The sequence below is a fragment of the Streptomyces sp. NPDC045968 genome (assembly GCF_056430475.1).
Genome location: NZ_JBWKLF010000009.1, coordinates 343,177 through 367,259 on the forward strand (window position 1 = coordinate 343,177; position 24,083 = coordinate 367,259).

26 protein-coding genes are annotated in these 24,083 nt (G+C 69.1%); 15 read left to right on the forward strand and 11 right to left on the reverse strand.

The annotated features are described in order from the left end of the window. Positions 1-329: 329 nt before the first annotated feature. Both AC07FA_RS26340 and AC07FA_RS26345 read left to right on the forward strand, forming a co-directional pair. Positions 330-1,007: a response regulator transcription factor gene (locus AC07FA_RS26340; protein WP_479078710.1), complete on the forward strand. Its 678-nt coding sequence runs from the start codon at positions 330-332 to the stop codon at positions 1,005-1,007. A 15-nt stretch (positions 1,008-1,022) separates the two neighbouring features. Continuing rightward, positions 1,023-2,288, forward strand: coding sequence for an ATP-binding protein (locus AC07FA_RS26345; RefSeq protein ID WP_479078712.1), 1,266 nt, complete (start codon positions 1,023-1,025; stop codon positions 2,286-2,288). Between the two features lie 89 nt (positions 2,289-2,377). Here the strand turns inward: AC07FA_RS26345 and AC07FA_RS26350 are convergent, their stop codons facing one another. Beyond that, on the reverse strand, positions 2,378-2,914 hold the full coding sequence (locus AC07FA_RS26350) for a GtrA family protein (RefSeq protein ID WP_479078713.1): 537 nt from the start codon (positions 2,912-2,914) through the stop codon (positions 2,378-2,380). A 196-nt stretch (positions 2,915-3,110) separates the two neighbouring features. Between AC07FA_RS26350 and AC07FA_RS26355 the strand changes: the two genes are divergently transcribed. Genes AC07FA_RS26355 through AC07FA_RS26365 form a run of 3 tightly spaced genes read left to right on the forward strand, consistent with a single transcriptional unit; the run spans position 3,111 to position 5,984 of the window. Continuing rightward, positions 3,111-4,250 (forward strand): 5-(carboxyamino)imidazole ribonucleotide synthase, encoded by a 1,140-nt coding sequence (locus AC07FA_RS26355; RefSeq protein WP_479078714.1) that lies wholly within the window; start codon positions 3,111-3,113, stop codon positions 4,248-4,250. Further along, positions 4,247-4,783 carry a 5-(carboxyamino)imidazole ribonucleotide mutase gene (purE, locus tag AC07FA_RS26360; RefSeq protein WP_479078715.1) on the forward strand — a complete coding sequence of 179 codons (537 nt, stop codon included), beginning with the start codon at positions 4,247-4,249 and terminating at the stop codon, positions 4,781-4,783. Before AC07FA_RS26355 ends, purE begins: the two co-directional genes overlap by 4 nt. Before the next feature lie 7 nt (positions 4,784-4,790). Next, positions 4,791-5,984, forward strand: coding sequence for a dipeptidase (locus tag AC07FA_RS26365; protein WP_479078717.1), 1,194 nt, complete (start codon positions 4,791-4,793; stop codon positions 5,982-5,984). A 49-nt stretch (positions 5,985-6,033) separates the two neighbouring features. On the opposite strand, the gene AC07FA_RS26370 is transcribed toward AC07FA_RS26365, so the two are convergent. Then, entirely contained in the window at positions 6,034-7,377 is a 1,344-nt protein-coding gene (locus AC07FA_RS26370; RefSeq protein WP_479078719.1) for a UDP-glucose dehydrogenase family protein, read from the reverse strand. A 209-nt stretch (positions 7,378-7,586) separates the two neighbouring features. Here AC07FA_RS26370 and AC07FA_RS26375 point away from each other — a divergent pair, with 209 nt between their 5' ends. Further along, positions 7,587-8,744, forward strand: coding sequence for an acyl-CoA dehydrogenase (locus AC07FA_RS26375; protein ID WP_479078721.1), 1,158 nt, complete (start codon positions 7,587-7,589; stop codon positions 8,742-8,744). 200 nt (positions 8,745-8,944) lie between these two features. On the opposite strand, the gene AC07FA_RS26380 is transcribed toward AC07FA_RS26375, so the two are convergent. The 3 genes from AC07FA_RS26380 to AC07FA_RS26390 form a co-directional block, all read right to left on the reverse strand. Then, complete coding sequence (locus tag AC07FA_RS26380; RefSeq protein ID WP_479078722.1) at positions 8,945-9,814, reverse strand: tyrosine-type recombinase/integrase; 870 nt, start codon at positions 9,812-9,814, stop codon at positions 8,945-8,947. Positions 9,815-9,917: 103 nt separating this feature from the next. After that, a complete protein-coding gene (locus AC07FA_RS26385; RefSeq protein ID WP_479078724.1) occupies positions 9,918-10,547 on the reverse strand; it encodes a class I SAM-dependent methyltransferase in 630 nt (209 codons plus the stop codon). A gap of 74 nt (positions 10,548-10,621) precedes the next feature. Further along, positions 10,622-11,122 carry a glycine-rich domain-containing protein gene (locus AC07FA_RS26390; RefSeq protein WP_479078725.1) on the reverse strand — a complete coding sequence of 167 codons (501 nt, stop codon included), beginning with the start codon at positions 11,120-11,122 and terminating at the stop codon, positions 10,622-10,624. A gap of 322 nt (positions 11,123-11,444) precedes the next feature. On the opposite strand from AC07FA_RS26390, the gene AC07FA_RS26395 reads away from it, so the two are divergent. After that, positions 11,445-12,218: a helix-turn-helix domain-containing protein gene (locus AC07FA_RS26395; protein WP_185300451.1), complete on the forward strand. Its 774-nt coding sequence runs from the start codon at positions 11,445-11,447 to the stop codon at positions 12,216-12,218. Positions 12,219-12,534: 316 nt separating this feature from the next. Next, a complete protein-coding gene (locus AC07FA_RS26400) occupies positions 12,535-13,014 on the forward strand; it encodes a hypothetical protein (RefSeq protein WP_479078726.1) in 480 nt (159 codons plus the stop codon). Here AC07FA_RS26400 and AC07FA_RS26405 read toward each other — a convergent pair. Both AC07FA_RS26405 and AC07FA_RS26410 read right to left on the reverse strand, forming a co-directional pair. Next, entirely contained in the window at positions 13,011-13,931 is a 921-nt protein-coding gene (locus AC07FA_RS26405) for a hypothetical protein (protein ID WP_479078728.1), read from the reverse strand. The two genes, AC07FA_RS26400 and AC07FA_RS26405, sit on opposite strands and share 4 nt — an antisense overlap. Positions 13,932-14,209: 278 nt before the next feature. Further along, positions 14,210-14,611, reverse strand: a complete 402-nt coding sequence (locus AC07FA_RS26410; protein ID WP_479078815.1) for an ATP-binding protein — start codon at positions 14,609-14,611, stop codon at positions 14,210-14,212. A 200-nt stretch (positions 14,612-14,811) separates the two neighbouring features. On the opposite strand from AC07FA_RS26410, the gene AC07FA_RS26415 reads away from it, so the two are divergent. From AC07FA_RS26415 to AC07FA_RS26430, 4 genes are read left to right on the forward strand one after another with little or no spacing between them, the layout of a single operon-like run. Continuing rightward, a complete protein-coding gene (locus AC07FA_RS26415; RefSeq protein WP_479078730.1) occupies positions 14,812-15,690 on the forward strand; it encodes a helix-turn-helix domain-containing protein in 879 nt (292 codons plus the stop codon). Then, the gene (locus AC07FA_RS26420; RefSeq protein WP_479078732.1) at positions 15,687-15,896 is read left to right on the forward strand and encodes a DUF397 domain-containing protein; all 210 of its coding nucleotides are present in this window, start codon (positions 15,687-15,689) and stop codon (positions 15,894-15,896) included. Before AC07FA_RS26415 ends, AC07FA_RS26420 begins: the two co-directional genes overlap by 4 nt. A gap of 16 nt (positions 15,897-15,912) precedes the next feature. After that, positions 15,913-16,104: a DUF397 domain-containing protein gene (locus tag AC07FA_RS26425; protein WP_479078734.1), complete on the forward strand. Its 192-nt coding sequence runs from the start codon at positions 15,913-15,915 to the stop codon at positions 16,102-16,104. A gap of 17 nt (positions 16,105-16,121) precedes the next feature. Beyond that, complete coding sequence (locus AC07FA_RS26430) at positions 16,122-16,313, forward strand: DUF397 domain-containing protein (RefSeq protein WP_479078736.1); 192 nt, start codon at positions 16,122-16,124, stop codon at positions 16,311-16,313. Between the two features lie 11 nt (positions 16,314-16,324). On the opposite strand, the gene AC07FA_RS26435 is transcribed toward AC07FA_RS26430, so the two are convergent. Then, positions 16,325-16,960, reverse strand: a complete 636-nt coding sequence (locus AC07FA_RS26435; protein WP_479078738.1) for a hypothetical protein — start codon at positions 16,958-16,960, stop codon at positions 16,325-16,327. A 93-nt stretch (positions 16,961-17,053) separates the two neighbouring features. On the opposite strand from AC07FA_RS26435, the gene AC07FA_RS26440 reads away from it, so the two are divergent. Continuing rightward, complete coding sequence (locus tag AC07FA_RS26440; protein WP_479078740.1) at positions 17,054-17,530, forward strand: hypothetical protein; 477 nt, start codon at positions 17,054-17,056, stop codon at positions 17,528-17,530. A gap of 60 nt (positions 17,531-17,590) precedes the next feature. Here AC07FA_RS26440 and AC07FA_RS26445 read toward each other — a convergent pair whose 3' ends face one another. After that, on the reverse strand, positions 17,591-18,877 hold the full coding sequence (locus tag AC07FA_RS26445; RefSeq protein WP_479078741.1) for an LCP family protein: 1,287 nt from the start codon (positions 18,875-18,877) through the stop codon (positions 17,591-17,593). Between the two features lie 118 nt (positions 18,878-18,995). Between AC07FA_RS26445 and AC07FA_RS26450 the strand changes: the two genes are divergently transcribed. Next, positions 18,996-19,544, forward strand: a complete 549-nt coding sequence (locus AC07FA_RS26450) for an acyl-CoA thioesterase (RefSeq protein ID WP_479078742.1) — start codon at positions 18,996-18,998, stop codon at positions 19,542-19,544. A 15-nt stretch (positions 19,545-19,559) separates the two neighbouring features. On the opposite strand, the gene AC07FA_RS26455 is transcribed toward AC07FA_RS26450, so the two are convergent. After that, positions 19,560-21,047: an LCP family protein gene (locus tag AC07FA_RS26455; protein ID WP_479078743.1), complete on the reverse strand. Its 1,488-nt coding sequence runs from the start codon at positions 21,045-21,047 to the stop codon at positions 19,560-19,562. A 178-nt stretch (positions 21,048-21,225) separates the two neighbouring features. Here AC07FA_RS26455 and AC07FA_RS26460 point away from each other — a divergent pair, with 178 nt between their 5' ends. Further along, positions 21,226-22,245, forward strand: a complete 1,020-nt coding sequence (locus AC07FA_RS26460) for a glycosyltransferase family 2 protein (RefSeq protein WP_479078744.1) — start codon at positions 21,226-21,228, stop codon at positions 22,243-22,245. Between the two features lie 70 nt (positions 22,246-22,315). On the opposite strand, the gene AC07FA_RS26465 is transcribed toward AC07FA_RS26460, so the two are convergent. Then, positions 22,316-24,058: an LCP family protein gene (locus tag AC07FA_RS26465; protein WP_479078745.1), complete on the reverse strand. Its 1,743-nt coding sequence runs from the start codon at positions 24,056-24,058 to the stop codon at positions 22,316-22,318. Between the last annotated feature and the right edge of the window lie 25 nt (positions 24,059-24,083).

Genomic DNA, 24,083 nt, shown 5'->3' on the forward strand with positions numbered 1-24,083 from the left:
CCGACCGCACCGGGATCCACACCCGGCACGCGAGAGCGCACCGGGCCCGGCCCACAGGTCATCCACCTTCGAGGCCGGCGGGTACCGGCCCGCACACAAAAGTGACCCTTGGCGCTCAAAACAGCCCAAAGGTCCTTCAGTAGTGCATGAGGCGTCGGCACACCATACGACACGACACTGCGGCATATGAAAGGACTTGAGACATGGATCACAGGTGATGTTGGAACCACGCTCCCATATTCAAAGGTGTACGGAGAGTTCGCTGCCCAGGTGCAGAGGGCTTTACCGGCACCTCACTCCTCGCCCTCCGTGCGGACTACCATCACCCCATGACCCGTGTACTGCTCGCCGAGGACGACGCATCCATCTCGGAGCCGCTGGCCCGCGCACTGCGTCGGGAGGGTTACGAGGTCGAGGTCCGGCAGGACGGCCCGACCGCTCTGGACGCCGGACTCCAGGGCGGCATCGATCTCGTCGTGCTCGACCTGGGGCTGCCCGGCATGGACGGCCTCGAAGTCGCCCGCCGCCTCCGCGGCGACGGGCTCGCCGTGCCGATCCTGGTGCTGACCGCCCGCGCCGACGAGGTGGACACCGTGGTCGGTCTCGACGCGGGCGCCGACGACTACGTCACCAAGCCCTTCCGTCTCGCGGAGCTGCTGGCCCGTGTCCGCGCCCTGCTGCGCCGCGGCGCCACCGAGCCCGCCGCGCAGCCCGCCACCCACGGCGTCCGGATCGACGTCGAGTCGCACCGGGCCTGGATGGGCGAGGAGGAACTCCAGCTCACCGCCAAGGAGTTCGATCTGCTGCGCGTCCTCGTCCGGGACGCCGGCCGGGTCGTCACCCGCGACCAGCTGATGCGCGAGGTCTGGGACACGACCTGGTGGTCCTCCACCAAGACGCTCGACATGCACATCTCCTGGCTCCGCAAGAAGCTCGGCGACGACGCCGCCAATCCCCGCTACATCGCGACGGTGCGGGGCGTCGGCTTCCGGTTCGAGAAGAGCTGACGTACAGAGACAGTCATGCGCCGCCGACTGATCAACTCCACGCTCGCCGTGGTGCTCGTGGTGATCGCCGTCTTCGGCGTCTCCCTCGTCCTCGTGGAATCCCGCACCATCAGCAGCAGTGCCCAGGAAAGCGTCGACTCCGAGGCGCTGCGGCTGATCAGCGTCGTCGACAGCCGGCTGCTCGGTGAGGAGCGGATCACCGCGGGCGTACTGGCCGAACAGGTCGACTCCAACCGCTACGCACGGGTCGAGATCCCCGGCCGGGCACCCATCGAGGTGGGCGAGCGCCCCAGCGGCAGCGTCATCCGCAGTTCGGCGACGGGGGAGCAGGGCGAGAAGGTCACCGTCGAGGAGTCCGGTTCGGCCGTCACCCGTGAGCTCGGCCGCACCCTGCTGATCATCGGCGCGGTGGCGCTCCTCGCGATCGTCTCCGCGGTGCTCCTCGCCGTACGCCAGGCCAACCGGCTCGCCTCACCGCTGACCGACCTCGCCGAGACGGCCGAACGCCTCGGCTCCGGCGACCCGCGCCCCCGCCACAAGCGGTACGGAGTCCCGGAGCTGGACCGGGTCGCCGACGTCCTGGACTCCTCCGCCGAGCGGATCGCTCGGATGCTGACGGCGGAACGGCGCCTCGCCGCCGACGCCTCCCACCAGCTCCGCACCCCGCTGACCGCGCTCTCCATGCGGATCGAGGAGATCTCCGTCACCGAGGACCTGGAGACGGTGCGGGAGGAGGCGCATATCGCGCTGACGCAGGTCGAGCGGCTGACCGACGTGGTGGAGCGGCTCCTGACGAACTCACGCGACCCGCGTACCGGCTCCGCCGTCGTCTTCGACCTCGACGAGGTCGTCAAGCAGCAGATCGAGGAGTGGCGCCCCGCCTACCGCAGCGCGGGCCGCGCGGTCGTCTGCTCGGGCAAGCACGGACTGCGGGCCGTCGGCACCCCCGGCGCGGTGGCCCAGGTGCTCGCCGCACTGATCGAGAACTCGCTGATGCACGGGGGAGGCACCGTCGCCCTGCGCACCCGCGTCACGGGCAACCAGGTGGTCGTCGAGGTGACGGACGAGGGTCCCGGCGTCCCCGCCGACCTCGGTGCGCGGATCTTCGAGCGCACCATCAGCGGCCGGAACTCCACGGGAATCGGCCTGGCCGTCGCCCGGGACCTCGCGGAGGCGGACGGCGGCCGGCTCGAACTGCTTCAGCAGCAGCCCCCGGTCTTCGCGCTCTTCCTCAGCAGGGTGGCCAGACAACCCGAAGCCCCGGACCGCCCGGTCCGCTGAGGACGGCACCTGACGCGGACCGGGCCGGACCAAGCCCGTCCGGCGACGGAGACCAGACGGCAGCCGGACGCCCCGGTGCCTCTCCCGCCCTACCGACGGGCAGGGTCGGGCCCCACCCGCGGCACCTGCTCCACCACGGGCAGCCGTCCCACGACCGGCGCGGCCCCCACCGCACTCACCGCCACCTCTTTGGCAGGCAGCGCCCTGAACACCCAGGTCCGGTACGACCAGAACCGGAACAGGGTGGCGATCCCAATGCCGACGATCTTGAAGACGTTGTTCTGGAGCGGGGTGTCCCAGCCGAACCAGTAAGTCGCCGCGTACAGCACGCCGACCTCGATCACCGCCCCCACGGCGCTGAACGCCAGGAACAGCATCAGCTCCCGTGTCCGCCCGCTCTTGTCGCGGTCCCGGTAGGTCCAGTAACGGAAGCCCACGTAGTTGAAGAGGATGGCCACACAGGTGGCCATGAGGCCGGCCCTGACCACCGGAATGTCCGTGGTGCGCCAGATCAGGTTCGAGACCGCGATGTTGACCAGCACCCCGACCGCGCCTACCGCGCCGAACTTGGCGACCTCCCGGCCCAGCAGATCGATGCGGGCCCGCAATGCGCCACGTTCGTCCATGGTGATCGCTCAGCCCCGTCCGCTCGGTTTCGTCAACCCGGCCATGCTAACCAGCCCTCCCGTGTGATGCCCGTGAGCGCTGTGGAGGGCGGCGATGCCGTGACGTGCGCCCGCCGCCGGTCCGCCGCCGGTCCGCCGCCGGTCCGCCGCCGGTCCGCCGTCCGGGGAGCCCCGGCGCGCCGGATACTCTGGAGAGGTGACGTTCCCGGTAGTCGGCATGGTCGGCGGCGGTCAGCTCGCCCGTATGACCCACGAGGCGGGTATCCCCCTCGGCCTGAAATTCAAGCTTCTCAGTGACACCCCCCAGGACTCGGCCGCCCAGGTGGTGAGCGAAGTCGTCATCGGCGACTATCGCGACCTGGACACGCTGCGAGCCTTCGCGCGCGGCTGCGACGTGATCACCTTCGATCACGAGCACGTCCCCACGGAGCACCTGCGGGCCCTGGAGGCGGACGGCATCCCCGTCCGCCCCGGCCCCGACGCCCTGGTGCACGCCCAGGACAAGGGGGTGATGCGGGCCAGGCTCACCGAGATCGGCGCGCCCTGCCCCCGCCACCGCCTCGTGGAGGACCCGGCCGACGTCGCGGCCTTCGCGGCTGAGACCGGGGGCTTCCCCGTGATCCTCAAGACGGTCCGCGGCGGGTACGACGGCAAGGGCGTGTGGGTCGTCCGCTCCGAGCAGGACGCGGCCGAGCCGTTCCGGGCGGGAGTCCCCGTCCTCGCGGAGGAGAAGGTCGACTTCGTACGGGAGCTGGCGGCCAACATCGTCCGCTCCCCGCACGGCCAGGCCGTCGCCTACCCCGTCGTCGAGTCGATCCAGGTCGACGGCGTCTGCGACACCGTCATCGCCCCGGCCCCGGAGCTGGACGAGAGGCTGGCGGGCGAGGCCCAGCAGCTCGCCCTGCGGATCGCCGCCGAGCTCGGTGTCGTCGGCCACCTCGCCGTCGAGCTGTTCGAGACCCGCGACGGACGCATCCTGGTCAACGAGCTGGCGATGCGCCCGCACAACTCCGGGCACTGGACCCAGGACGGTGCGATCACCTCGCAGTTCGCCAACCACGTGCGGGCCGTCCTGGACCTCCCGCTCGGCGACCCGCGCCCGCGCGCCACGTGGACGGTCATGTGCAACGTCCTCGGCGGGGACTACCCGGACATGTACCGCGCGTACCTGCACTGCATGGCCCGTGACCCGCAGCTCAAGATCCACATGTACGGCAAGGACGTGAAGCCCGGCCGCAAGGTCGGACACGTCAACACCTACGGCGACGACCTGGCGGACGTGCGGGAGCGCGCCCGGCACGCGGCCGACTACCTGCGAGGAACGATCACCGAATGACCTCCCCCGGTACCGCCCCTGTCATCGGCATCGTCATGGGCTCGGACTCCGACTGGCCCGTCATGGAAGCAGCCGCGAAGGCCCTCGACGAGTTCGAGATCCCCTACGAGGTCGACGTCGTCTCCGCCCACCGCATGCCGCACGAGATGATCGCGTACGGCGAGGGCGCGGCCGGCCGCGGTCTCAAGGCGATCATCGCGGGCGCGGGCGGCGCCGCCCACCTGCCCGGCATGCTCGCCTCCGTGACCCCGCTGCCCGTCATCGGCGTCCCCGTCCCGCTGAAGTACCTGGACGGCATGGACAGTCTGCTCTCCATCGTGCAGATGCCCGCCGGAGTCCCGGTCGCCACCGTCTCGGTCGGCGGAGCGCGCAACGCGGGCCTGCTCGCCGCCCGGATCCTCGCCGCCCACGACAGTGAGCTGCTGGCCCGGATGAAGGACTTCCAGCAGGAACTGAACGAACAGGCCACCGAGAAGGGGAAACGGCTCCGGGCCAAGGTCGAGGGCTCCGACTCCTTCGGCTTCGGAAAGTAGGGGGACCGTGGACTACCTGGACCGGGCCCGGGAACTCCTCGCAGCCCACCCCGTCGCCGACGGCCACAACGATCTGCCGTGGGCCCTGCGCCAACAGGTCGGCTACGACCTGGACGCACGCGACATCGCCACCGACCTGACCGGCACCCTGCACACCGACATCCCCCGGCTGCGCGCCGGTGGCGTCGGGGCGCAGTTCTGGTCGGTCTACGTCCGCAGCGACCTCGCCGGTGACGCCGCCGTCAGCGCCACCCTCGAACAGATCGACGTCGTCACCGAACTGCTGGCCCGCTATCCCGCGGACCTGCGGCGCGCGCTGACCGCCGACGACATGGAGATCGCCCGCGCAGAGGGCCGGATCGCCTCCCTGATGGGCGCCGAGGGCGGCCACTCCATCAACAACTCGCTGGGCACGCTGCGCGCCCTGCACACCCTCGGCGTGCGCTACATGACGCTGACGCACAACGACAACATCGACTGGGCGGACTCGGCGACCGACGTCCCGCGCATCGGTGGTCTGTCGGCGTTCGGCCGCGAGGTCGTACGGGAGATGAACCGCATCGGCATGCTGGTCGACCTCTCCCACGTGGCGGCCACGACCATGCGCCAGGCGCTCGCCACCTCCACGGCGCCGGTGATCTTCTCGCACTCCTCGGCCCAGGCGATCTGCGACCACCCGCGCAACATCCCGGACGACGTGCTGGCCCAGCTCCCCGCCAACGGCGGCGTGGCCATGGCGACCTTCGTGCCGAAGTTCGTCCTCCCGGCCGCCGTCGCCTGGACGCTGGCCGCCGACCGCAACATGCGCGAGCACGGTCTGCACCACCTGGACACCACATCGGCGGCCATGCGCGTCCACGCCGACTTCGAGGCGGCCTACCCCCGCCCCGAGGCCACCGTCGCCACGATCGCCGACCACCTCGACCACATGCGCGAGGTCGCCGGGATCAACCACATCGGCATCGGCGGCGACTTCGACGGCACGGCCTTCCTCCCGGAGGGCCTGCGGGACGTCGCCGGCTACCCGAACCTGATCGCGGAGCTCCTCGGCCGCGGCTGGTCCGACGCCGACCTCGCCAAGCTGACCTGGCGGAACGCCGTACGGGTGCTGCGCGACGCGGAAGCCGTCGCCCGGGACCTCAGCGCCCGCTACGGCCCGTCCCACGCCACGATCGAGGAAGTGGACGGCCACACGTACTGAGTCGTCCGGGGTACGGGCCTGCCCGTACCCCGGAAGGCCGGCCGCAGCCCTAGGCCTTCGGCCGCCCCATGGCCCGGTACGTCCAGCCCGCCTCACGCCACAACGCGGGATCGAGTGCGTTGCGCCCGTCCAGAATGATCCGCCGCGTCGCCACCCCGCCCAGCTCCGCCGGGTCGAGCTCACGGAACGCGCGCCACTCCGTCAGGTGCAGCACCACATCCGCCCCGCGCACGGCATCGAGCGCCGAGTCCGCGTAGGCAAGTGTGGGGAAGAGCCGCCGGGCGTTGTCCATGCCCTTCGGGTCGTACACCGTGACCTGGCCGCCCTGAAGGTGGATCTGACCGGCCACGTTGAGCGCGGGCGAGTCCCGTACGTCGTCCGAGTCCGGCTTGAACGTCGCGCCGAGCACCGCCACCCGCTTGCCCAGGAACGAATCGCCGCCCACGGCCTCCCGGGCCAGCTCCACCATGTGACCGCGACGCCGCATGTTGATCGAGTCGACCTCGCGCAGGAACGTCAGCGCCTGGTCCGCCCCCAGCTCACCGGCGCGGGCCATGAAGGCCCGGATGTCCTTGGGCAGGCAGCCGCCCCCGAACCCGATGCCCGCACGCAGGAACTTCTTCCCGATGCGGTCGTCGTGCCCGATCGCCTCGGCCAGCTTCACCACGTCACCGTCGGCCGCCTCACAGACCTCGGCCATGGCGTTGATGAAGGAGATCTTGGTCGCGAGGAACGAGTTCGCGGAGGTCTTGACCAGCTCGGCGGTCGGGTAGTCCGTCACCACGAACGGCGACCCCTCCCCGATCGGCCCCGCGTACACCTCGCGCAGCAGCTTCTCGGCCCGCTCGCTCCGCACCCCGACGACGATCCGGTCCGGGTGCAGGGTGTCCTGGACGGCGAAGCCCTCCCGCAGGAACTCCGGGTTCCACGCCAGCTCGGCATCGGCACCCACCGGCGCCAGCTCCGCGAGCCGCTCCGCGAGCCGGGCGGCGGAGCCCACCGGCACGGTGGACTTCCCGACGACGAGGGCCGAGCGGGTCAGCTGCGGTGCGAGCGACTCGAAGGCGCTGTCCACATAGCTCATGTCGCAGGCGTACTCGCCGTGCTTCTGCGGAGTGTTCACGCAGACGAAGTGGACATCACCAAAGGCACCCACCTCCTCCCAGGAGGTGGTGAACCGCAGCCGCCCGGTCGATCCCTCGATCCCCGCGACGTGCTTCCGCAGGATCTCTTCGAGCCCCGGCTCGTACATCGGCACCTTGCCGGCCGAGAGCATCTCGATCTTCTCCGGCACCACGTCGAGCCCCAGGACGTCGAAGCCCAGCTCCGCCATGGCCGCGGCATGGGTGGCGCCGAGGTAGCCGGTGCCGATCACAGTGATCTTGAGGGCCATCGAGTGCTCCTGGGAGATACGGACGGGAGTGCGGAGCCGAGCATAGTCGGGCCCCCTGGCCACGCCTTTCCCCCACCCCACCCCCTGCTTGCCCCTTTTGCCCCACCCCTGTCGTCAAGCTCACGCGCCGGTTGCGTATGCCATTGCCGGGGCGGCCCACTAAAATTGGGTTACTTAACGGTAGTTAGCACATTTGGGGAGTGAGAGTCTTGGCGGGTTCGACCGATTTCGACCTGTACCGTCCGGCGGAGGAGCACGACATGCTCCGCGAGACGGTCCGCTCGCTCGCCGAAGCGAAGATCGCCCCGCACGCGGCAGCGGTCGACGAAGAGGCCCGCTTCCCGCAGGAGGCCCTCGACGCGCTCGTCGCCTCCGACCTGCACGCGGTCCACGTACCCGAGGAGTACGGCGGCGCCGGTGCCGACGCGCTCGCCACGGTCATCGTCATCGAGGAAGTGGCCCGCGCCTGCTGCTCCTCCTCCCTCATCCCCGCAGTGAACAAGCTGGGCTCGCTCCCGGTGATCCTCTCCGGCTCCGAGGACCTGAAGAAGAAGTACCTGGGCCCGCTCGCCAAGGGCGACGCGATGTTCTCGTACTGCCTCTCCGAGCCCGACGCGGGCTCCGACGCCGCCGGTATGAAGACCAGGGCCGTCCGCGACGGCGACTTCTGGGTCCTCAACGGCGTGAAGCGCTGGATCACCAACGCGGGCGTCTCCGACTTCTACACGGTCATGGCCGTCACGGACCCGACCAAGCGCTCCAAGGGCATCTCCGCCTTCGTCGTCGAGAAGTCCGACGAGGGCGTCTCCTTCGGCGCCCCGGAGAAGAAGCTCGGCATCAAGGGCTCCCCGACCCGCGAGGTCTACCTCGACAACGTCCGCATCCCCGCCGACCGCATGATCGGCGAGGAGGGTACGGGCTTCGCCACCGCGATGAAGACCCTGGACCACACCCGCATCACGATCGCGGCCCAGGCGCTCGGCGTCGCGCAGGGCGCCCTCGACTACGCCAAGGGCTACGTCCAGGAGCGCAAGCAGTTCGGCAAGCCGATCGCCGAGTTCCAGGGCGTGCAGTTCATGCTCGCGGACATGGCCATGAAGATTGAGGCCGCCCGCCAGCTGACCTACGCGGCCGCCGCCAAGTCGGAGCGCGGCGACAGCGACCTCACCTTCGCCGGCGCCGCGGCCAAGTGCTTCGCGTCGGACGTCGCCATGGAGGTCACCACGGACGCGGTCCAGCTGCTCGGCGGCTACGGCTACACGCGGGACTACCCGGTGGAGCGCATGATGCGCGACGCGAAGATCACCCAGATCTACGAGGGCACGAACCAGGTCCAGCGCATCGTCATGGCAAGGAACCTTCCGTAGCAGGGTTTTCGCAGGTCAGTCGCCTTTTCCGGTGATCCCGGAGAGGTGATCGGCTTCCAGTCCGTTCGGGCCCGTTCCGGACCCTTCCGGGGCGTCATGCTGGGGGAATCCTGGGCGGACACTGGCCCCGGAACGGGTGCTGACCTGCATAAACGACAAGGCCTCCGGCGTGATGCCGGGGGCTTTTCGTATGGGCTGGGTCAGGCGACTTCGTCTCGCTCGGTGGGGTCGTCCGCGTCGGGGGTCAGCATGGTGGCGATGGCTGCGCGCCCTCGCTGCTCGGCACCCTCGAAGATGTAGTGATAGTGCTCGCGGAGCACGTCCGTGCTGCTGTGCCCCATCCAGTCGGCAACGTCGTTCTCAGGGACGCCCGCATAGAGCAGCCGGGACCCGTAGGAGTGCCGCATGGAGTGCGGCTTGCAGTGGGTCACCTCACCCTGCGTCAGGGCGACCAGCCAGATTTGCCGGTAGAAGTACGAGGCGTACAGGTACCCGGTGCGAGTGACGTTGGGGAACAGCAGGCGCTCTGATCCCCAGACGCCGTGGTTCTTGATGTGCCTGCGCAGCTCGAAGGCCACGTTCGGCGGAAGGGGCACCACTCGCCCCGGCTCCTCTTCGTCACGGGCCTTGATGTGCCGCCGCTGTAGCGCGCTGTTCTTTCCTGACTCGGATTCACCGTCCTCCGCTATCTGGAAATCGACGCGTAGGACCCCGGCCTGGAAGTCGATCTGATCGCGTGAGACCGCCATGGCCTCGCCGATCCGGAGACCGCATCCCGCCATAAGCCAGAGCATCGCCCGATATCGGGGCGGGACCCCGTTCAGCATGGCCAGCACTTCCCGAGTCGTCAGCCGCCGGGCGTTGCTCTTGTGCTCGCGTATTTCTTTGGCACGGCTGCCTGCGTGCCTGATCTTCTTGCACGGATTGCGCCCGATGATTTCGTTGACGACAGCCCAATCCATCATCCCGGAGAAGAACGAAAACCGCTGACGCCGAGTCCGGGCAGAGAGGTTTCTGTCCTGCTCCATCCACAGCAGCCATTGTTCGATGTCCGCGACCTTCAAGGACACGATGGAGCGGGCCTTGAAGAACGGTTCCAGGGTGGTGTTCTGGATCGATCTGTACTGCTTCTTGGTGCTGTTCTCCAGCCTCCGTGTTGCCGTACGCGCGCGGTCAGCAGGCCAGCGCGCGTACGAGCATCGTGCCCACGGTCCTGTCCTGCGGCGGATCGATAAGCGATGCTGACACCGCCGTGAATCCGTGGCTTGTGAGCAGACGCTCCCATGCGTCGAGGCTGTGATTGTGCCGCAACCCTGCCCCGCCTGGTTTCACGTCTTGGATTCCGGCGGGGAGGTGGGAGAACGCGAGAGTGCCGCCCGAAATCATGCGTGATCGAATCAGCGGTAGCAGGGTTCGCGGATCGACGAACCACACGGCACCAAAGATTGAGAGCACGACGTCAAACGTCTCGTCCGTCTCGGTCAGGAATGCCGTCACCTCTGCGGTGCGAAACTCAAGACCGGCCAGGCCAGCCCAACGCTCCTTCGCGACCGTTTCGCGGGCAGGTGCAACGTCCACTCCCAGGCCCGTCGCACCGAGCGTGACCAGGTGCGCCAGGTTGCTCCCGCTGCCTGAGCCGAGTTCCAGCACCCGACGTCCGGCGACGGGTCCTAGAACGCTCTCGTTCGGTCCGTGATCGGCGTACTGAGTCCAGTTCAGCCACGTCGTCTCGCCCGTGGCGTTCACTGCCCTGCGCGGCTTGCTTCCGACCGCGTATTTGTCCCAGGACTCAGCCAATGACATGCGGTGATCCTTTCCAGCAGAAGGGGCCTACTCCCAACGTACGGGGTAGGCCCCAACTCAACGGCTATGCAGTACTACTTGGGTGAGTCGTGGCACCCGGCGTGGCACTGGTTGCAGTCGGCTGCACTCTCCATGCCCCACAGGTCGGGGTCGATCTCGAACCCGGCCCCCTTGATGGCCTTGATCGTCTGCTCCAGGACCAGCGGGCCGCCGGTCCTGGAGTCGTGCCCGTCCCGCGTCGCCTCGTCGTCGCTGAGACATTGGACCCCGGCCCTCGTTCCCGGAAGCTCGGGAACGTGGTGGATGTACCGGCCGAAGTGCCGGTTGGTGAAGTGGTGATAGGGGATCGAGTCGAGCATGAACGAGTGCCACGCCTCGTCCACCTGCTCGGACGGACCCATGAGAAGGTCCGGGTTCTCGCCGCACGTGACCAGGTAGGCGATGGCCTGCCCGAACTTGGCCTCCGCGAGTTCGCGGGTGTTCTCCGGGTTCCGGAGGAGGAGGGTAACCTCCCGCTCCCACACGTCCGGCGTGACGTACGTCTTCGGGTCGCGGATCACTACTGCCGTACTCATGCTGGCCTACCTCCACGTAGTTGGATGTCCGACGTGCTCCGTTCATGCCGCCCGCCTCTGCACCTCGGGCACAGGCACGGGGGCATAACGCCAGTCGCGAGGGGCGCTCCGCCCTCACCCTCGTACAGGGTTCGCGACTCGGTCTGCGTACCGTCGGCTCTCACCTTGTAGGCGCTGATGCGGATGGACATGTCGACCATGCTCCGGATTAACCTCGACCATTGCGGCGACGTTCGAGACGACCCTCCGGCGTCATCTCGACGTCGTTCCGAGGGCGTCAAACCGGTGTCATTGGAGGTCCCGCGTCGCTAGCCTCGGATTCATGACGACTACGGCCGAGCGCGAGCGAGTTCCCAACGACGTCCTGACCTCCGTACGCAAGTCGATGAATCTCAGCCAAGACGAGTTCGCCCAGGGATTACGTGGAGCGGGGGAAGAACTGGGCGAACCGAACGATGCCTCCAAGCGACTTGTGCAGCGTTGGGAGTCCGGGATGACCAGGACGTGCCGCCCGCTGTACGCGCGAGCGCTAAAACAGTTCACTGGCCGCGCCCCCGAGTCACTAGGCTTTGCGATCCCCATGACACGCGTCCACTCAGACGGCGCAGGAGGCCACGATATGGAAGCTGGGGAAGTCGGCACGACCAGTGCCGTCACAAGTCCGGAGCCGGAGACGCAGGGAGAGTACGCAGGTATCTGGCTATCTCGGTACGAGTTCTACTCGTCCAGCCGTGACGAGACTTTCGACTGCAAGCACCATGTCGTCATCGTCCAGCACGGCAACAGGCTGACAGCCCAGAGCCTGCCCGGGGCGTCGACCAACCCGGACAGCCCCTTGTCTTTGGACCTGACCGTGGACCGGAACATCATCACAGGCACGTGGACGGAACAGACGGCGCTGGACGGCTACTACCACGGTGCCCGCTACCACGGTGCTGTTCAGCTACTGATCGAGCCGACGGGTCGCCGTATGGCAGGCAAGTGGGTGGGGTTCGGGAAAGACTTCGACGTGAACAGTGGGCCCTGGGAGCTGCGCCTACTCGACCGCTCCACCGGACGGGCCAGCGTCGAAAGGTACTCGGCTTCCCCAGAGTGAGTGCCAGGTTGGTTACGTTCCTCGTGCGTGAGAGCACCGCTTCTGGACTGATCCTGGGGGAATCCTGGGCGGCCCCTCACTTTCAGTGTGTTTTGGCAGGCCAGGTCGATGTATGCCGTAGAGCACCCAGATCTACGAGGGCACGAACCAGGTCCAGCGCATCGTCATGGCGCGCAACCTGCCGTAGCAGGGCTTGGCAGATCAGCGAGGCGGTCCCCGTGCGTGAAGCCGGGGGCCGCCTCGCGTGCTCAGGCGCACCGCCGGACGCAGCGGAGCGTCCGCACGGGCTGTTGGCGGGTCGCGGAGGATGGGGCCCATGCGCGCTCTCTTCGACAGCCCCGAGCCCCGTCGCGTCTGGCCCGGCGAGTACCCCCTGTGGGACCGGGCGGTCGCCCTCCTCAACCGGGACCTGGCGGTGACCCTTCCCGAGCAGCAACCTCTGCGACTGCTGGCCCTTCCCTCCTGCGACGCGGATGAGCCGGAGGGCGTCCACGTCGCTCTGGCCAACGGCGAGTGGCACGGCAACTCCCTGTACCCGGAGTCGGCGGACGACCCCGCCTCCGCGCTGGCGATCGTCGCCGATGCCGCGCAGGAGACCGTCACCGAGCGCCTGTGGCAGGCGTGGCCTCTGTGTGCCGAGCATGGCCTGGGCATGCACCCGCGGGATGCGGACGGGCAGTTGTCCTGGTGGTGCGCGGGAGGAGGGTCGCGCGGCGGCCCGGCCCATGTCCGCGCGGCCGTGGGCGCGCTCGACACCCTCCACCCGGGCCCCTCGGTTCCGCGGGTACGGCCCTAGGCGGCCACGGAGAGCTCGTGGCGGCAGTCGCGGCAGTGTCCGGGTTCGGTCGAGCGGAAGGCGCGGTCGCAGCCGTCGCAGTTCTGGAGGGGGACGGCGCGGCGTGCGGGAGTGAAGACCGGCGCGCCGGGGAGCGGAGGCGGCAGCAAAGTCGTCAGCCGGTGCTTCAGCAGCTTCACCGGGATCTTCACCGGCTGCGGCAGATCGGTCGTGAGCGTGCGCCGGAGCGAGTCCGGGTGCACTTCGCGCTCCAGCCACGTGGCTACGGCGGGGGCCAGCAGCTCGATGTCCTCTTCGGGCAACGTCAGTTGGGGAGTGTCGCGTCGGAGGTCGGCGAGGAGCGCGGTGGCGGCGCTGTGCAGTTCCGGGGTGAGGTTGGCCGGCCGGGGGAGCGGCGGGGGCGGCGGCTTGGGTGCGGTCGGAGGCGGTACGCGGGCGGGGGCGCGCGGCGGTACGGAAGCGGCGGCCGGACTCGGCTGTTCCGGTGCGGGCGGCGCGGAGGCCGGACGCGGCGGGGCGGTCGTGGCCGCCGGTGCCTGCTGCTGCGAGGCGGCGCCGGGCTGGTTGCAGTACGCCGTGCGAGTGATGATCCGGCCGCTGGGCAGGCGGCTGCGGGTGCGTTGCAGATAGCCGTGCTTCTCCAGCTCCCGCAAGGCGGAGGCGATACGCGTCTCGCTCTCCGGGAAGCGGCAGGCAAGGATCTTGATGCCGATCTTCGCCCCGGTGGGCAGCGACTGGATGTGCACGGCGAGCCCGATGGCGACCAGCGAGAGTTCGCGGTGCTGGGCGAGGTGGTTGCCGATGACCGTGAACAGCCGGGTGTGCGGGATCACGATGTGGATCACACCGGAGGGCGCCGGAGGTCCGGGAACATCCGTCATGGCACGCGCGAGCGCGGTAATCTGCTGAGCATCCATCGGGAAGGGTCTACTTCCTCGTTGGTCAGGCCCTCGATCGGGATTGCCGTCCCGGCCGGGGGCCGACGTATGTCTGATGTTGTGACGTGAGCATATGCCAGCCAACCAGGCGGAAATCCAGCTGAGTTGGCAAACCTCACCCGTGTGGGTGACGGTCTCTCCGGGGAGGTGGGAGGGGTTGGGTGGGGTAATTTCCCAAGTTCTTTAATTCTTTGATGTCGTGGGCCGCCAGGTCGCGGTCCACCGGGTCGCGGATATCCACGATCCGGTGGAGACGGTCACGACACGAGGGAGATTTCCGCCCAAACCGTCTTGCGGGGTACGGGTCCCGGGATGACTCCCCAGTGGTCGGCGAGGGCCTCGACGATGAGCAGGCCACGCCCGGTCTCCGCGTCATCGGTGGGCGGCCTGGTGGCACCTGGACCGGGCGGCAGACACTCGCCCCGGGCGTCGGTGACCTCGATCCTCAGCAACGAGCCCTCGCGCACAGTGAGTTCCAGGCGGAAGTCCCGCCCCGGTACGCGCCCATGCACCGCGGCGTTCGTGGCCAGCTCGGCCACGATGTGCGCGGCCGCCTCCGAAGGCAGTCCCCACAGGTCGAGATGAGCCACGGTCAGTAGTCGGGCGAGCCTGGCGCCCCGACGGGTGGGCGAGAGCAGCACGGTGAACGCACGGGTCATGGTGGGGCGTTGGGGAAGCGCGGTTTCTGGATTCACATCACTCAGCGTGGCCGTGTCTGCGTACCGTGAACAGTGACGGAGCCCTTGCGTACGGTGATTGTCCCGGGCTTGTCCAGTGCTGTCCCGGCTGTCCGGCGTGACGTGCGGGGAACAGAGGCGGTTGAGGACGAACGGCACGCAAGGCGGGAAGTGGGGCACGGATGAGCGTGGATGGGGCCGGTACGCAGCACGGGGACGGCGGGGCGGACGAGCCTGGCTGGGATGTCGACCCGGACGACGAGTCGGGGGTCGCGGTGGTCGCCGCGGTGGGCCGCCAGATCAAGGCGTGGCGCGAGGCGTCGGGCCTGCGCGCGGGCGAGTTCGGAGCGGCGATCGGGTACGGCGAGGACCTGGTCTACAAGGTGGAGGGCGGCCGGCGCATCCCCCGCCCGGAGTTCCTGGACAGGGCGGACGAAGTCCTGGGCGCGGGCGGGAAGCTTGCCGCGATGAAGAAGGATGTGGCGGAGGTCCGGTACCCGAAGAAGGTGCGGGATCTGACGAAGATGGAGGCCAAGGTCGTCGAGGTGGAGGCGTACCACAATCACAACATCAACGGCCTGTTGCAGACCGAGGAGCATATGCGGGCCCTGTTCGCCTCATGGCTGCCTGCCTACACGCTCGATGAGGTGGATCGGGTGGTTGCCGCTCGCATGGCCCGGCGATCCATCTTCGACCGCAATCCGCTTCCATCGCTCAGTTTTATCCAGGAGGAAGTGACGCTTCGCCGCCCGGTCGGAGGCACAATGGTCTGGCGCCGACAACTCGAACGCCTACTGGAAGTGGGTCAGTTGCGGAACGTAGCGATCCAGGTGATGCCTACCCACCGTGAAGAACATCCCGGCACGGGTGGGCTGATCGAGGTGCTGAAATTCCCTGACGGCAGTGCTGTTGGGCGTTCCGAGGGGGCGTTCAGCGGCCGTCCAGTTTCCGACCCTAAGCAGCTCAGAATCCTTGAGTTGCGCTATGGGATGATCCGGGCCCAGGCTCTCACGCCACGGGAGTCACTGGCCTTCATCGAGCAAGTGCTGGGAGAGACATGATCGACAACCCCTCTGCTGGGGACTTCTCTGAGCTGGAGTGGTTCAAGAGCAGTTACAGCAGTAGTGGCGACGGCAACGACTGCGTCGAGGTGGCACCCGCCCCCGGCACCGTCCACGTCCGCGATTCCAAGAACGTGCAGGGCCCCCGCCTGGCCTTCGGGCCGGGAGCATGGGCGGGCTTCGTCTCGTACGCCTCCGACAACTGACGTCCCAGGGGGAGTCATGGTCAGCAACGCCGCGCTGGTGTGGTTCAAGAGCAGCTACAGCAGCAGCAGCGAAGGCGACTCTTGCGTCGAGGTCGCGTCCGCCCCCGGCACCGTCCACGTCCGCGATTCCAAGAACGTGCAGGGCCCCCGTCTGGCCTTCGATCCGGGTGCATGGGCGGGCTTCGTCTCGTACGCCTCCGACAACTGACGTCCCAGGAGGGAGTCATGGTCAGCAAGGCCGCGCTGGAGTGGTTCAAGAGCAGCTATAGCGACAGCAGCAACAGCAATGAGTGCGTCGAGGTCGCGTCCGCCCCCGGCACCGTCCACGTCCGCGATTCCAAGAACGTGCAGGGCCCCCGTCTGGCCTTCGGGCCGGGAGCATGGGCGGGCTTCGTCTCGTACGCCTCCGGCAGCTGACCCCGCGAGGGTCAGCGGCGCCGACCCGTCGCGTAGGCCAGCACCCAGGCCGTCGCCGCCGCGATCACGAGGCCGAGCAGGGAGACCCACTCGGTGTCCCCGTGGCCGCCCCACCACGCCTTGACCGGGATGAACGGGTCGGCCTCCATCATGTCGCCGACGGCGGCCATCCCGTTGATGTCGGCGATGATCATCGGCACCGCGTTGGTGTGGCCGAAGAAGACACCGAGCGGGGCGATGATCGCGCCGCTGATCCAGGCGCCGCCGCTGCGGCGCCCCACCAGTCCGATCAGGGCTCCCACGACCGCTCCGTTGAGGAGTGCGTGGGCTATGTACAGGATCTGGGCGACGTCCTTCGTCTGGTCCTCGTACGTGGCCAGGACGAGGCCGCTGTAGGCCAGCGAGACGACGACCGAGGCGACGTAACCGAGGAAGAACGCGCCGACCGGATGGCCGCGCCTCTCCGGCTGCCCGAAGGGCATCGGCTGCTGCGGGTACGGCGGGCCCGGAGGCATCGGCTGCTGCCAGGACTGCATGGGCGGCTGACCGGGGTACGGCTGCTGCGGTGCCCCGTACCCCGGCGGCGCCTGGGGCATGGGCGGCGGTTGGCTGTACGGGTTGTACTGCGGCGGCTGGGGCTGGCTCATGGTTCCCCCGAAGAGCTGAAGACAGGCAGAAGCAGCCCAAGTTACCAACGGGACAGGCGGGTTCCGACCGGCCGTGGCGTACCTTCCCTGTCCATGACCGACATCGACAAGCTCACCGTCCTGTTCGAGGCGCTGGGTGCCGACGACGCACAGGGATGGGCCGAATCCGAGGCCGAGGAGAACATCCCTCAGCTGGCCCGCTACCGGTTCCTGCGCATGGTCTGGCAGGACATCGACGCATGGAGTTCGGCGGCGCCCCAGTGGGTCGAGGCCTACCGGAGGGGCGGCCCGGCGAGCGCGGTCGTCGAGCGGGCGCTGAGTCTCGGGCTGACGCCCGATGAGCTGGGCGAGATGGCCCGCGAGGTCGCCAGGGAGACGGCGTTCGGTCTGCTCTACGGACTGGCCGATCCGGCGGACGGCGGCCTCCCGCCCGAGGTCGAGGTTCAGCTGCCCAGGTGGCGTCTGGCCGAGCTGTCGCCGCAGGGCGAGCCCACAGGACGCGTGCTGGGCGCGCTCTACGAGGACCTCGGCGAGGTGGAGCCGCAGGGCCCGGCCGGTGGCGTCGTGTGACCGCGCGGCACACGGAGGGGCCCGGACGGAAAACCGTCCGGGCCCCTTAGCCGTGCGCCGTCAGTTGCCGGTGACGGTGACCTTCTCGTCGTTCTTGAGCTCCTTCACCAACTGCTCGACCTTGGGCTTGTCCCAGACGAGGTTGCTGCCGATGCTGCCCGAGATCGGCATGTTCAGCGACGTACCGTCGCCGCCCGTGACGCCCTTCATCGCGAGGAACATCTGGCTCAGGGACCAGATCGACATGTCCTTGTCGACGATCAGCGTGTCCAGGCCGGCGCCCATCGTCGGGTACAGCTTGAACGGGTTGAGGACCGTCGACGGGGTGGCCGTCTGGCTCGCCAGTGCCGCGAGGAACTTCTGCTGGTTCTTGGTGCGGTCCAGGTCACTGCTGAACGCGTGCCGGGTACGGACGAACGCGAGGGACTGCTCGCCGTTCAGGGTCTGCTTCCCGGCCTGGAAGTCGGCGCCGGACTTCTTGTCCTTGAACGCCTTGGGAATGTCGAGCTCCACCCCGCCGATCGCGTCCACGATCTGCGCGAAGCCGCCGAAGCCGATCTCGACGTAGTGGTCGATGCGCAGTCCGGTGTTGAACTCGACTGTGCGGACCAGCAGTTCGGGGCCGTCCTCCGCGTACGCGGCGTTCAGCTTCACCGTACGGCCGGTGCCCTTGTACGACTTGCCGGACTCCGAGCCGACGAACGACGGTATTTCGACGTTCGAGTCACGCGGCAGGGAGACCAGCGTCGGGCCGTTGGAGCCGTCGTGCAGGATCATCATCGAGTCGGTCCGCTTGCCCTCGGCGGAACCGGTGTGGAGCTTCTTCTTGTCCTCGGCCGTCATGCCCTCACGGCTGTCGGAACCGACGATCAGATAGTTCGTGCCGTCGCCCTCGGACGGACGCTCGATGACCTTCGAGAGGTCCACCTCGCGCTTGAGCTTCGAGTCGGCCCAGAAGTACGTGGAGATCGAGACGCCGAGCACCACGACCACCAGGGTCAGCGCGCCCACCTTGATCCGGCGGCGCCAGTCGGGGGCCGGGCGGCCCTGGACGTAACCGCTGTCGCCGTATCCGCGACCGCCGCCCCCGCCGTGTCCGCCACCGCCCTGGCCGCCGGCGTTGCCGCCGCCGTAGACCTGGCCCGTGTTGTACCCGCTGTCATAGCCGGGGCCGTTTCCGTAACGGTCGTCGTAGCCCTGGCCCTGCGGCGGGACCTGGGGCGCCTGCGGCGGCGCGGGGCGCCGCTGGATGTGCGGCATGGCGCGCACGCCCTCCGGCTGGGGGCTGGAGCTTCCCCGGCCGTAGCGGTCGCGGTCGCCGGTCCGTCCTTCGGGCCATTCGTTCATGCGGACCAGTGTGCAGTCCGAGCCCACGGCTCTTACAGGGGGTGAGCCAAATCGGTCCAGGGCTGTTGCGAAGCTGATGCATTCTGCGGTACCCAACCCCGCGCATAAGGTGGAGGGCATGACAGATCAGGCCCCGCACCCGGAGGGCGAGATTCCGGGCAAGCCGACCGCGGCTTCACGGACGACTCTCAGCCACATCATGACCGGCAACGACACCAATCTCCTCGGTACGGTGCACGGCGGCGTGATCATGAAACTGGTCGACGACGCGGCGGGCGCCGTGGCCGGTCGGCACTCCGGCGGGCCCGCCGTGACCGCGTCGATGGACGAGATGGTCTTCCTGGAGCCGGTCCGCGTGGGTGACCTTGTTCACGTCCGCGCCCAGGTCAACTGGACCGGCCGCTCCTCGATGGAGGTCGGCGTCCGTGTCATGGCCGAGCGCTGGAACGAGTCGACCCCCGCCCAGCAGGTCGGCAGCGCGTACCTCGTGTTCGCGGCCGTCGACGCGGACGGCAGGCCGCGCACCGTACCGCCGGTGATTCCCGAGACGGAGCAGGACAAGCGGCGCTACCAGGAGGCCCAGATCCGCCGGACGCACCGGCTGGCCAGGCGGCGCGCGATCAGGGAGCTGCGCGAGAAGCGCGTGGCCGACGGCATCGACGACTGACAGGCGCCGGCCGCGTCACGGGCAGACCACCTCGTCGCCCGTCACCGCCGAGAACTCGCCCTGCTGAGGGCTCTCCGCCTTCACCCGCTGCACCGAGCGGTAGTCGGACCCGGCCGTCACCCTCAACGTCGCGCCCTGACCCTTCACGGCCTTCAGCTCGGCCCCGGGCAACGCGGTGGCCAGGGTCTTCGCCGAGCGGTCCCAGCGGGGGTCGTACGTCACCAGGGTCCGCTTCAGATCGCGCACGTCCCCGTTGAGCGGGGCACGCGTGGTGTCGAAGCCCGTGCCGCGCAGGGCCGCGTCGACGTCCTTGCCGAGGCCGTCCTTCGGGGTGCCGTTGTAGACCTGCACCCGGATCTCCTGCGGTGACACGTCGACGAGCGTCGCCTTGGGCTGCTTCGGCCGCACGGGCGCGAGCGGCTTGTCGTCGCGCAGCGCCCGGAACAGCTTCTGCGACTTCTTCGCGTCCCACTGCACCGTCGAGCCGATGCCCTTGACCGGGAACGACGGATTCGCGATCGGCACGGAGGTGAATTCGGACGAGGCGGGGGTGAAGCCGCGCATCGCCTTGCCGAGCGCCAGCATCTGCTTCGTACCGAAGCCCTTGTCGGCCCGGACCGAGCCCAGCATCGACGAGGCGACCTGCTGGAACTTCACGGGGTTCATCAGCACGCCGCTGCTGGTGGTCTGCCTGATCAGCGCGGCCATGAACCTCTGCTGGCGCTGCATCCGCCCGAGGTCGGCCGCGCCGTCGATGTGCCGGGAGCGGACGTACTGGAGCGCCTCGCCGCCGTTCAGCTCGTGCGTGCCGGCCGGGAGGTCCAGACCCGTGTACGAGTCCTTCATCGGCCGGGCCGTGCAGATCTGCACCCCGCCCACGGTGTCGACCGTCTTCATGAAGCTGGTGAAGTCGGCCTCCAGATAGTGGTCGATCTTCACGCCGGTCATGTGCTCGACGGTCCGTACGGTCAGATTGGGGCCGCCCTCCGCGTAGGCGGCGTTCAGCTTCACCGGGTGGCCCTCGTGGTGCTTCCCGGTCGTCGCGTCCGTATGCGCGGGCATCTCCGCGTAACTGTCGCGCGGCAGGCTCACCACGCTGGCCCGCCCCTTGTCGGCCGACAGGTGCACCAGCATGATCGTGTCGGTGCAGTGGCAGGGAGCACCGCCCAGCCGGTACTCCTTCTTCTCCGCGGTGGTGATCTTCTCGCGGCCGTCCGTGCCGACGAGCAGGAGATTGAGGCCGTGGCCGCCCCGGGGCCGGTTCTTCATGTCCTTGAACGCGTCGACGCGGTCGATCCCGGTCTCCAGGCTGCTCACCACCGCGTGACCGATGCCCCCGGCCCCGAGCACCAGCACGGAGATGCCGGTGGCCACGCGCATGCCCCACCGGGGCCGCTCGTCCTGGACGCGTGAGCGGGGAGCCGCCTGCGGCTTTCTGGGCCTGCGCTGCGGGGGAGCGGTGCGGGGGCGCGGCGGACGGGGCGGGCGGTGTGGCGTGGGCACGGGGGGACACCTCCGCGGTGCAAGGGGGACCGTTCGCACAGTAGGCCCATACGATCTGCATTCCGGGATGCGACCCGGCGGCGCGCGACCGTGTCCCTCGTTCGCGGTAACGTGGCGGCCGAACAGCGCCACCCCCGGGGACTGTCCCCCGGCGCCCCGAGGACCCCCTGAGGACTACATGTCTGCCGCGCAGTACCCCGCCGTCTCCGTGATCATGCCGGTGCTCAACGAGGAGCGTCACCTCCGGAACTCGGTCCGGCACATCCTGGAGCAGGAGTACGCCGGTGAGATGGAGGTGGTGATCGCGCTCGGCCCCTCCACGGACCGCACCGACGAGATCGCCGCCGAGCTCGTACGGGAGGACTCCCGGGTCCACACCGTGCCCAACCCCACCGGCCGCACCCCGGCCGCGCTCAACGCGGCGATCAAGGCGTCCCGGCACCCCATCGTGGTGCGGGTCGACGGCCACGGCATGCTCTCGCCGAACTACATCGCGACCGCCGTCCGCCTCCTGGAGGAGACGGGCGCGCAGAACGTCGGCGGCATCATGCACGCCGAGGGCGAGAACGCCTGGGAGGACGCCGTCGCCGCCGCGATGACGTCGAAGATCGGCGTCGGCAACGCGGCCTTCCACACGGGTGGCCAGGCGGGACCGGCCGAGACCGTCTATCTGGGGGTCTTCCGCCGGGAGGCCCTGGAGCGGGCGGACGGCTACAACGTGGAGTTCATCCGCGCCCAGGACTGGGAGCTGAACTTCCGGATCCGCGAGGCGGGCGGCCTGATCTGGTTCTCGCCCGAGCTGAAGGTCCAGTACCGCCCCCGCCCCTCGGTGCGGGCGCTCGCCAAGCAGTACAAGGACTACGGCCGCTGGCGCCATGTCGTCGCCCGCTACCACGCCGGCTCGATCAACCTGCGCTACCTGGCCCCGCCGACCGCCGTCTGCGCGATCGCGGCGGGTCTCGTGGCAGGCGTGGCCGTCACCCCGTGGGCGCTCGTCGTGCCCGCCGGTTACGTCGCCGCGATCGTCGCCGGTTCACTGCCCGCCGGGAAGGGCCTGCCGCTCAAGGCCCGCGCCCAGATCCCGGTGGCGCTGGCCACCATGCACATGTCGTGGGGGTACGGCTTCCTGACGAGCCCGCGGGCGCTGGCGAAGAAGGTCATCGCCTCCCGCCGCCCGGCGGTCGGCCAGCCCGCCTGACCCGCAGCAGCACGAAAGAGGAGGCCACCCGGATCCCCGGGTGGCCTCCTCTCGTCATGCCCTCATGCCGTCACGGTGTGCGGTACGGCCAGTACACATCCATGCAGGCGCCCTCGTCCGACGCGTTCTCCGCCTCGGTGCCCTCCAGCGGATCGGTGTCGTCCTCCAGGGCCTTCGGATAGGCGTCACCCGTCCGCCAGTCCGAACCGACGGTCAGCGTCACGGAGTCGGCCTCGGAGGACACCTTCACCGCGGAAGCGGGCAGCCCCAGCGCCTCGGTGAGGGAGAGCGCGTCCACCTTGCCCTGGGCGCCCGCGGACTTCGGGTACGTCACCTGGGTGGTCAGCGCGGACCCGGGCACCGACGCCGCCTCCGCCTGGGTGAAGCCCTTCGTCCGGAGCAGCTCCGCGATCGTGCGCGCCCGGCCCTCGGCAGCCGACGAGCCGTCCGCGGCGGTGCCGTTGACCACGGTCACGTCGAGGGCGTCGGCAGCCGCCGGATCAGGAGCGTCCGACGCCTCCTGCTTGGCCTGCTCCTTCTTGCGCTTCTCGACCTCGGCGTCCCGGCCCTTCTTGTCGAGCGGCCGGTCGTCGCGCAGCAGCGACCAGAGCTTCTCCGCCGCACCGGGCTTCGGCAGCACCCGGCTGTCGGGGTCCAACGGGTCGGGAATGCGCGGCATGGTCAGCATGTTGAGGCGGTCCAGCGGCACGTTCTTCAGCTGCATGGCGAGGTCGAACAGCTTCTTGACCGTACCGATCTCCTCGGACACCTGGAGCGACTCGGTGGCCGTCTCCGCGAGGTTCATCAGCCGGCCGGTGTCGGTGAAGGCGTTCTGGTTCGTCAGCTCGCGGATCACCGCGTTCATGTACATGTGCTGGGCCTTCGCCCGGCCGAAGTCGCTCTCGAAGGCATGGCGGGTGCGGAGCCACTGAAGGGCCTGCTCGCCCTTGATCTTGTGCTTGCCCTTCTTCAGCCGCAGACCCGAACCGCCGGGCACCCTGGGCTTGGGGAGGTCGTAGACGTCGTCCTTCACACAGACCCAGGCGCCGCCGATCGCGTCGGCCATGGAGACCACACCGGCGAAGTCGACCATCATCCAGTGGTCGATGTAGATGCCGGTCTCCTTCTCCCAGGTGTCGAGCGTGCAGCCGGGGCCGCCCCGGCCCAGCGTCTCGTTGATGGGAGCGTTGGTGGCGGGTGCCTCCTCACCGCTCTCCGGGTCCACACACGCGGGGATGTCGACCCGGGTGTCGCGCGGGATGCTGACCACCGAGGCGTTCTTGCGGTCCGCGGACACGTGCAGGAGCATCTGGACATCGGCGAGCGGCTTGGCGCCGACGGACTTCTTCGAGCCGCCCAGCTTGAGGTTGGCCGCCGAGTTACGGCTGTCCGAGCCGATCAGCAGGATGTTCAGCGGCGTCTGTCCCGCCGCGTTCGGCTCGGTCTTCTTGGCCGCACTGTTGCCCGCGCTCCGCTTCCCCTTGCGGAGCTGGCTGTTGAGGTGCTCGTAGTAGAAGTAACCGGCGGCGCCGGTGGCGAGTATGAGGAAGGCGAGAACGGACGCGGCCCAGCGGAGTATGCGGTGTTTCCCGCGTTTGGCCGACCGCCTGGAGCGGCGGTTGGGTCCGCCGCGCCGATGTCCGCTCTCCGGAGCGGCAGGCCTCCTGCCGCTGTCGCCCCGGCGCCCCCCGCCCCGGTTCGCGCCGCGCCCCTCGCCGTCCTCGTTCCGGTGGGAACCGTCGTCCCTCCCGGGTTGACGGTCGTGCCGGACGCGAGACCGCGTCCCCTCCCCAGGCGTACTGCTCCGTCCCACCAGGCCCCCCTGCTCAGACTTTCCG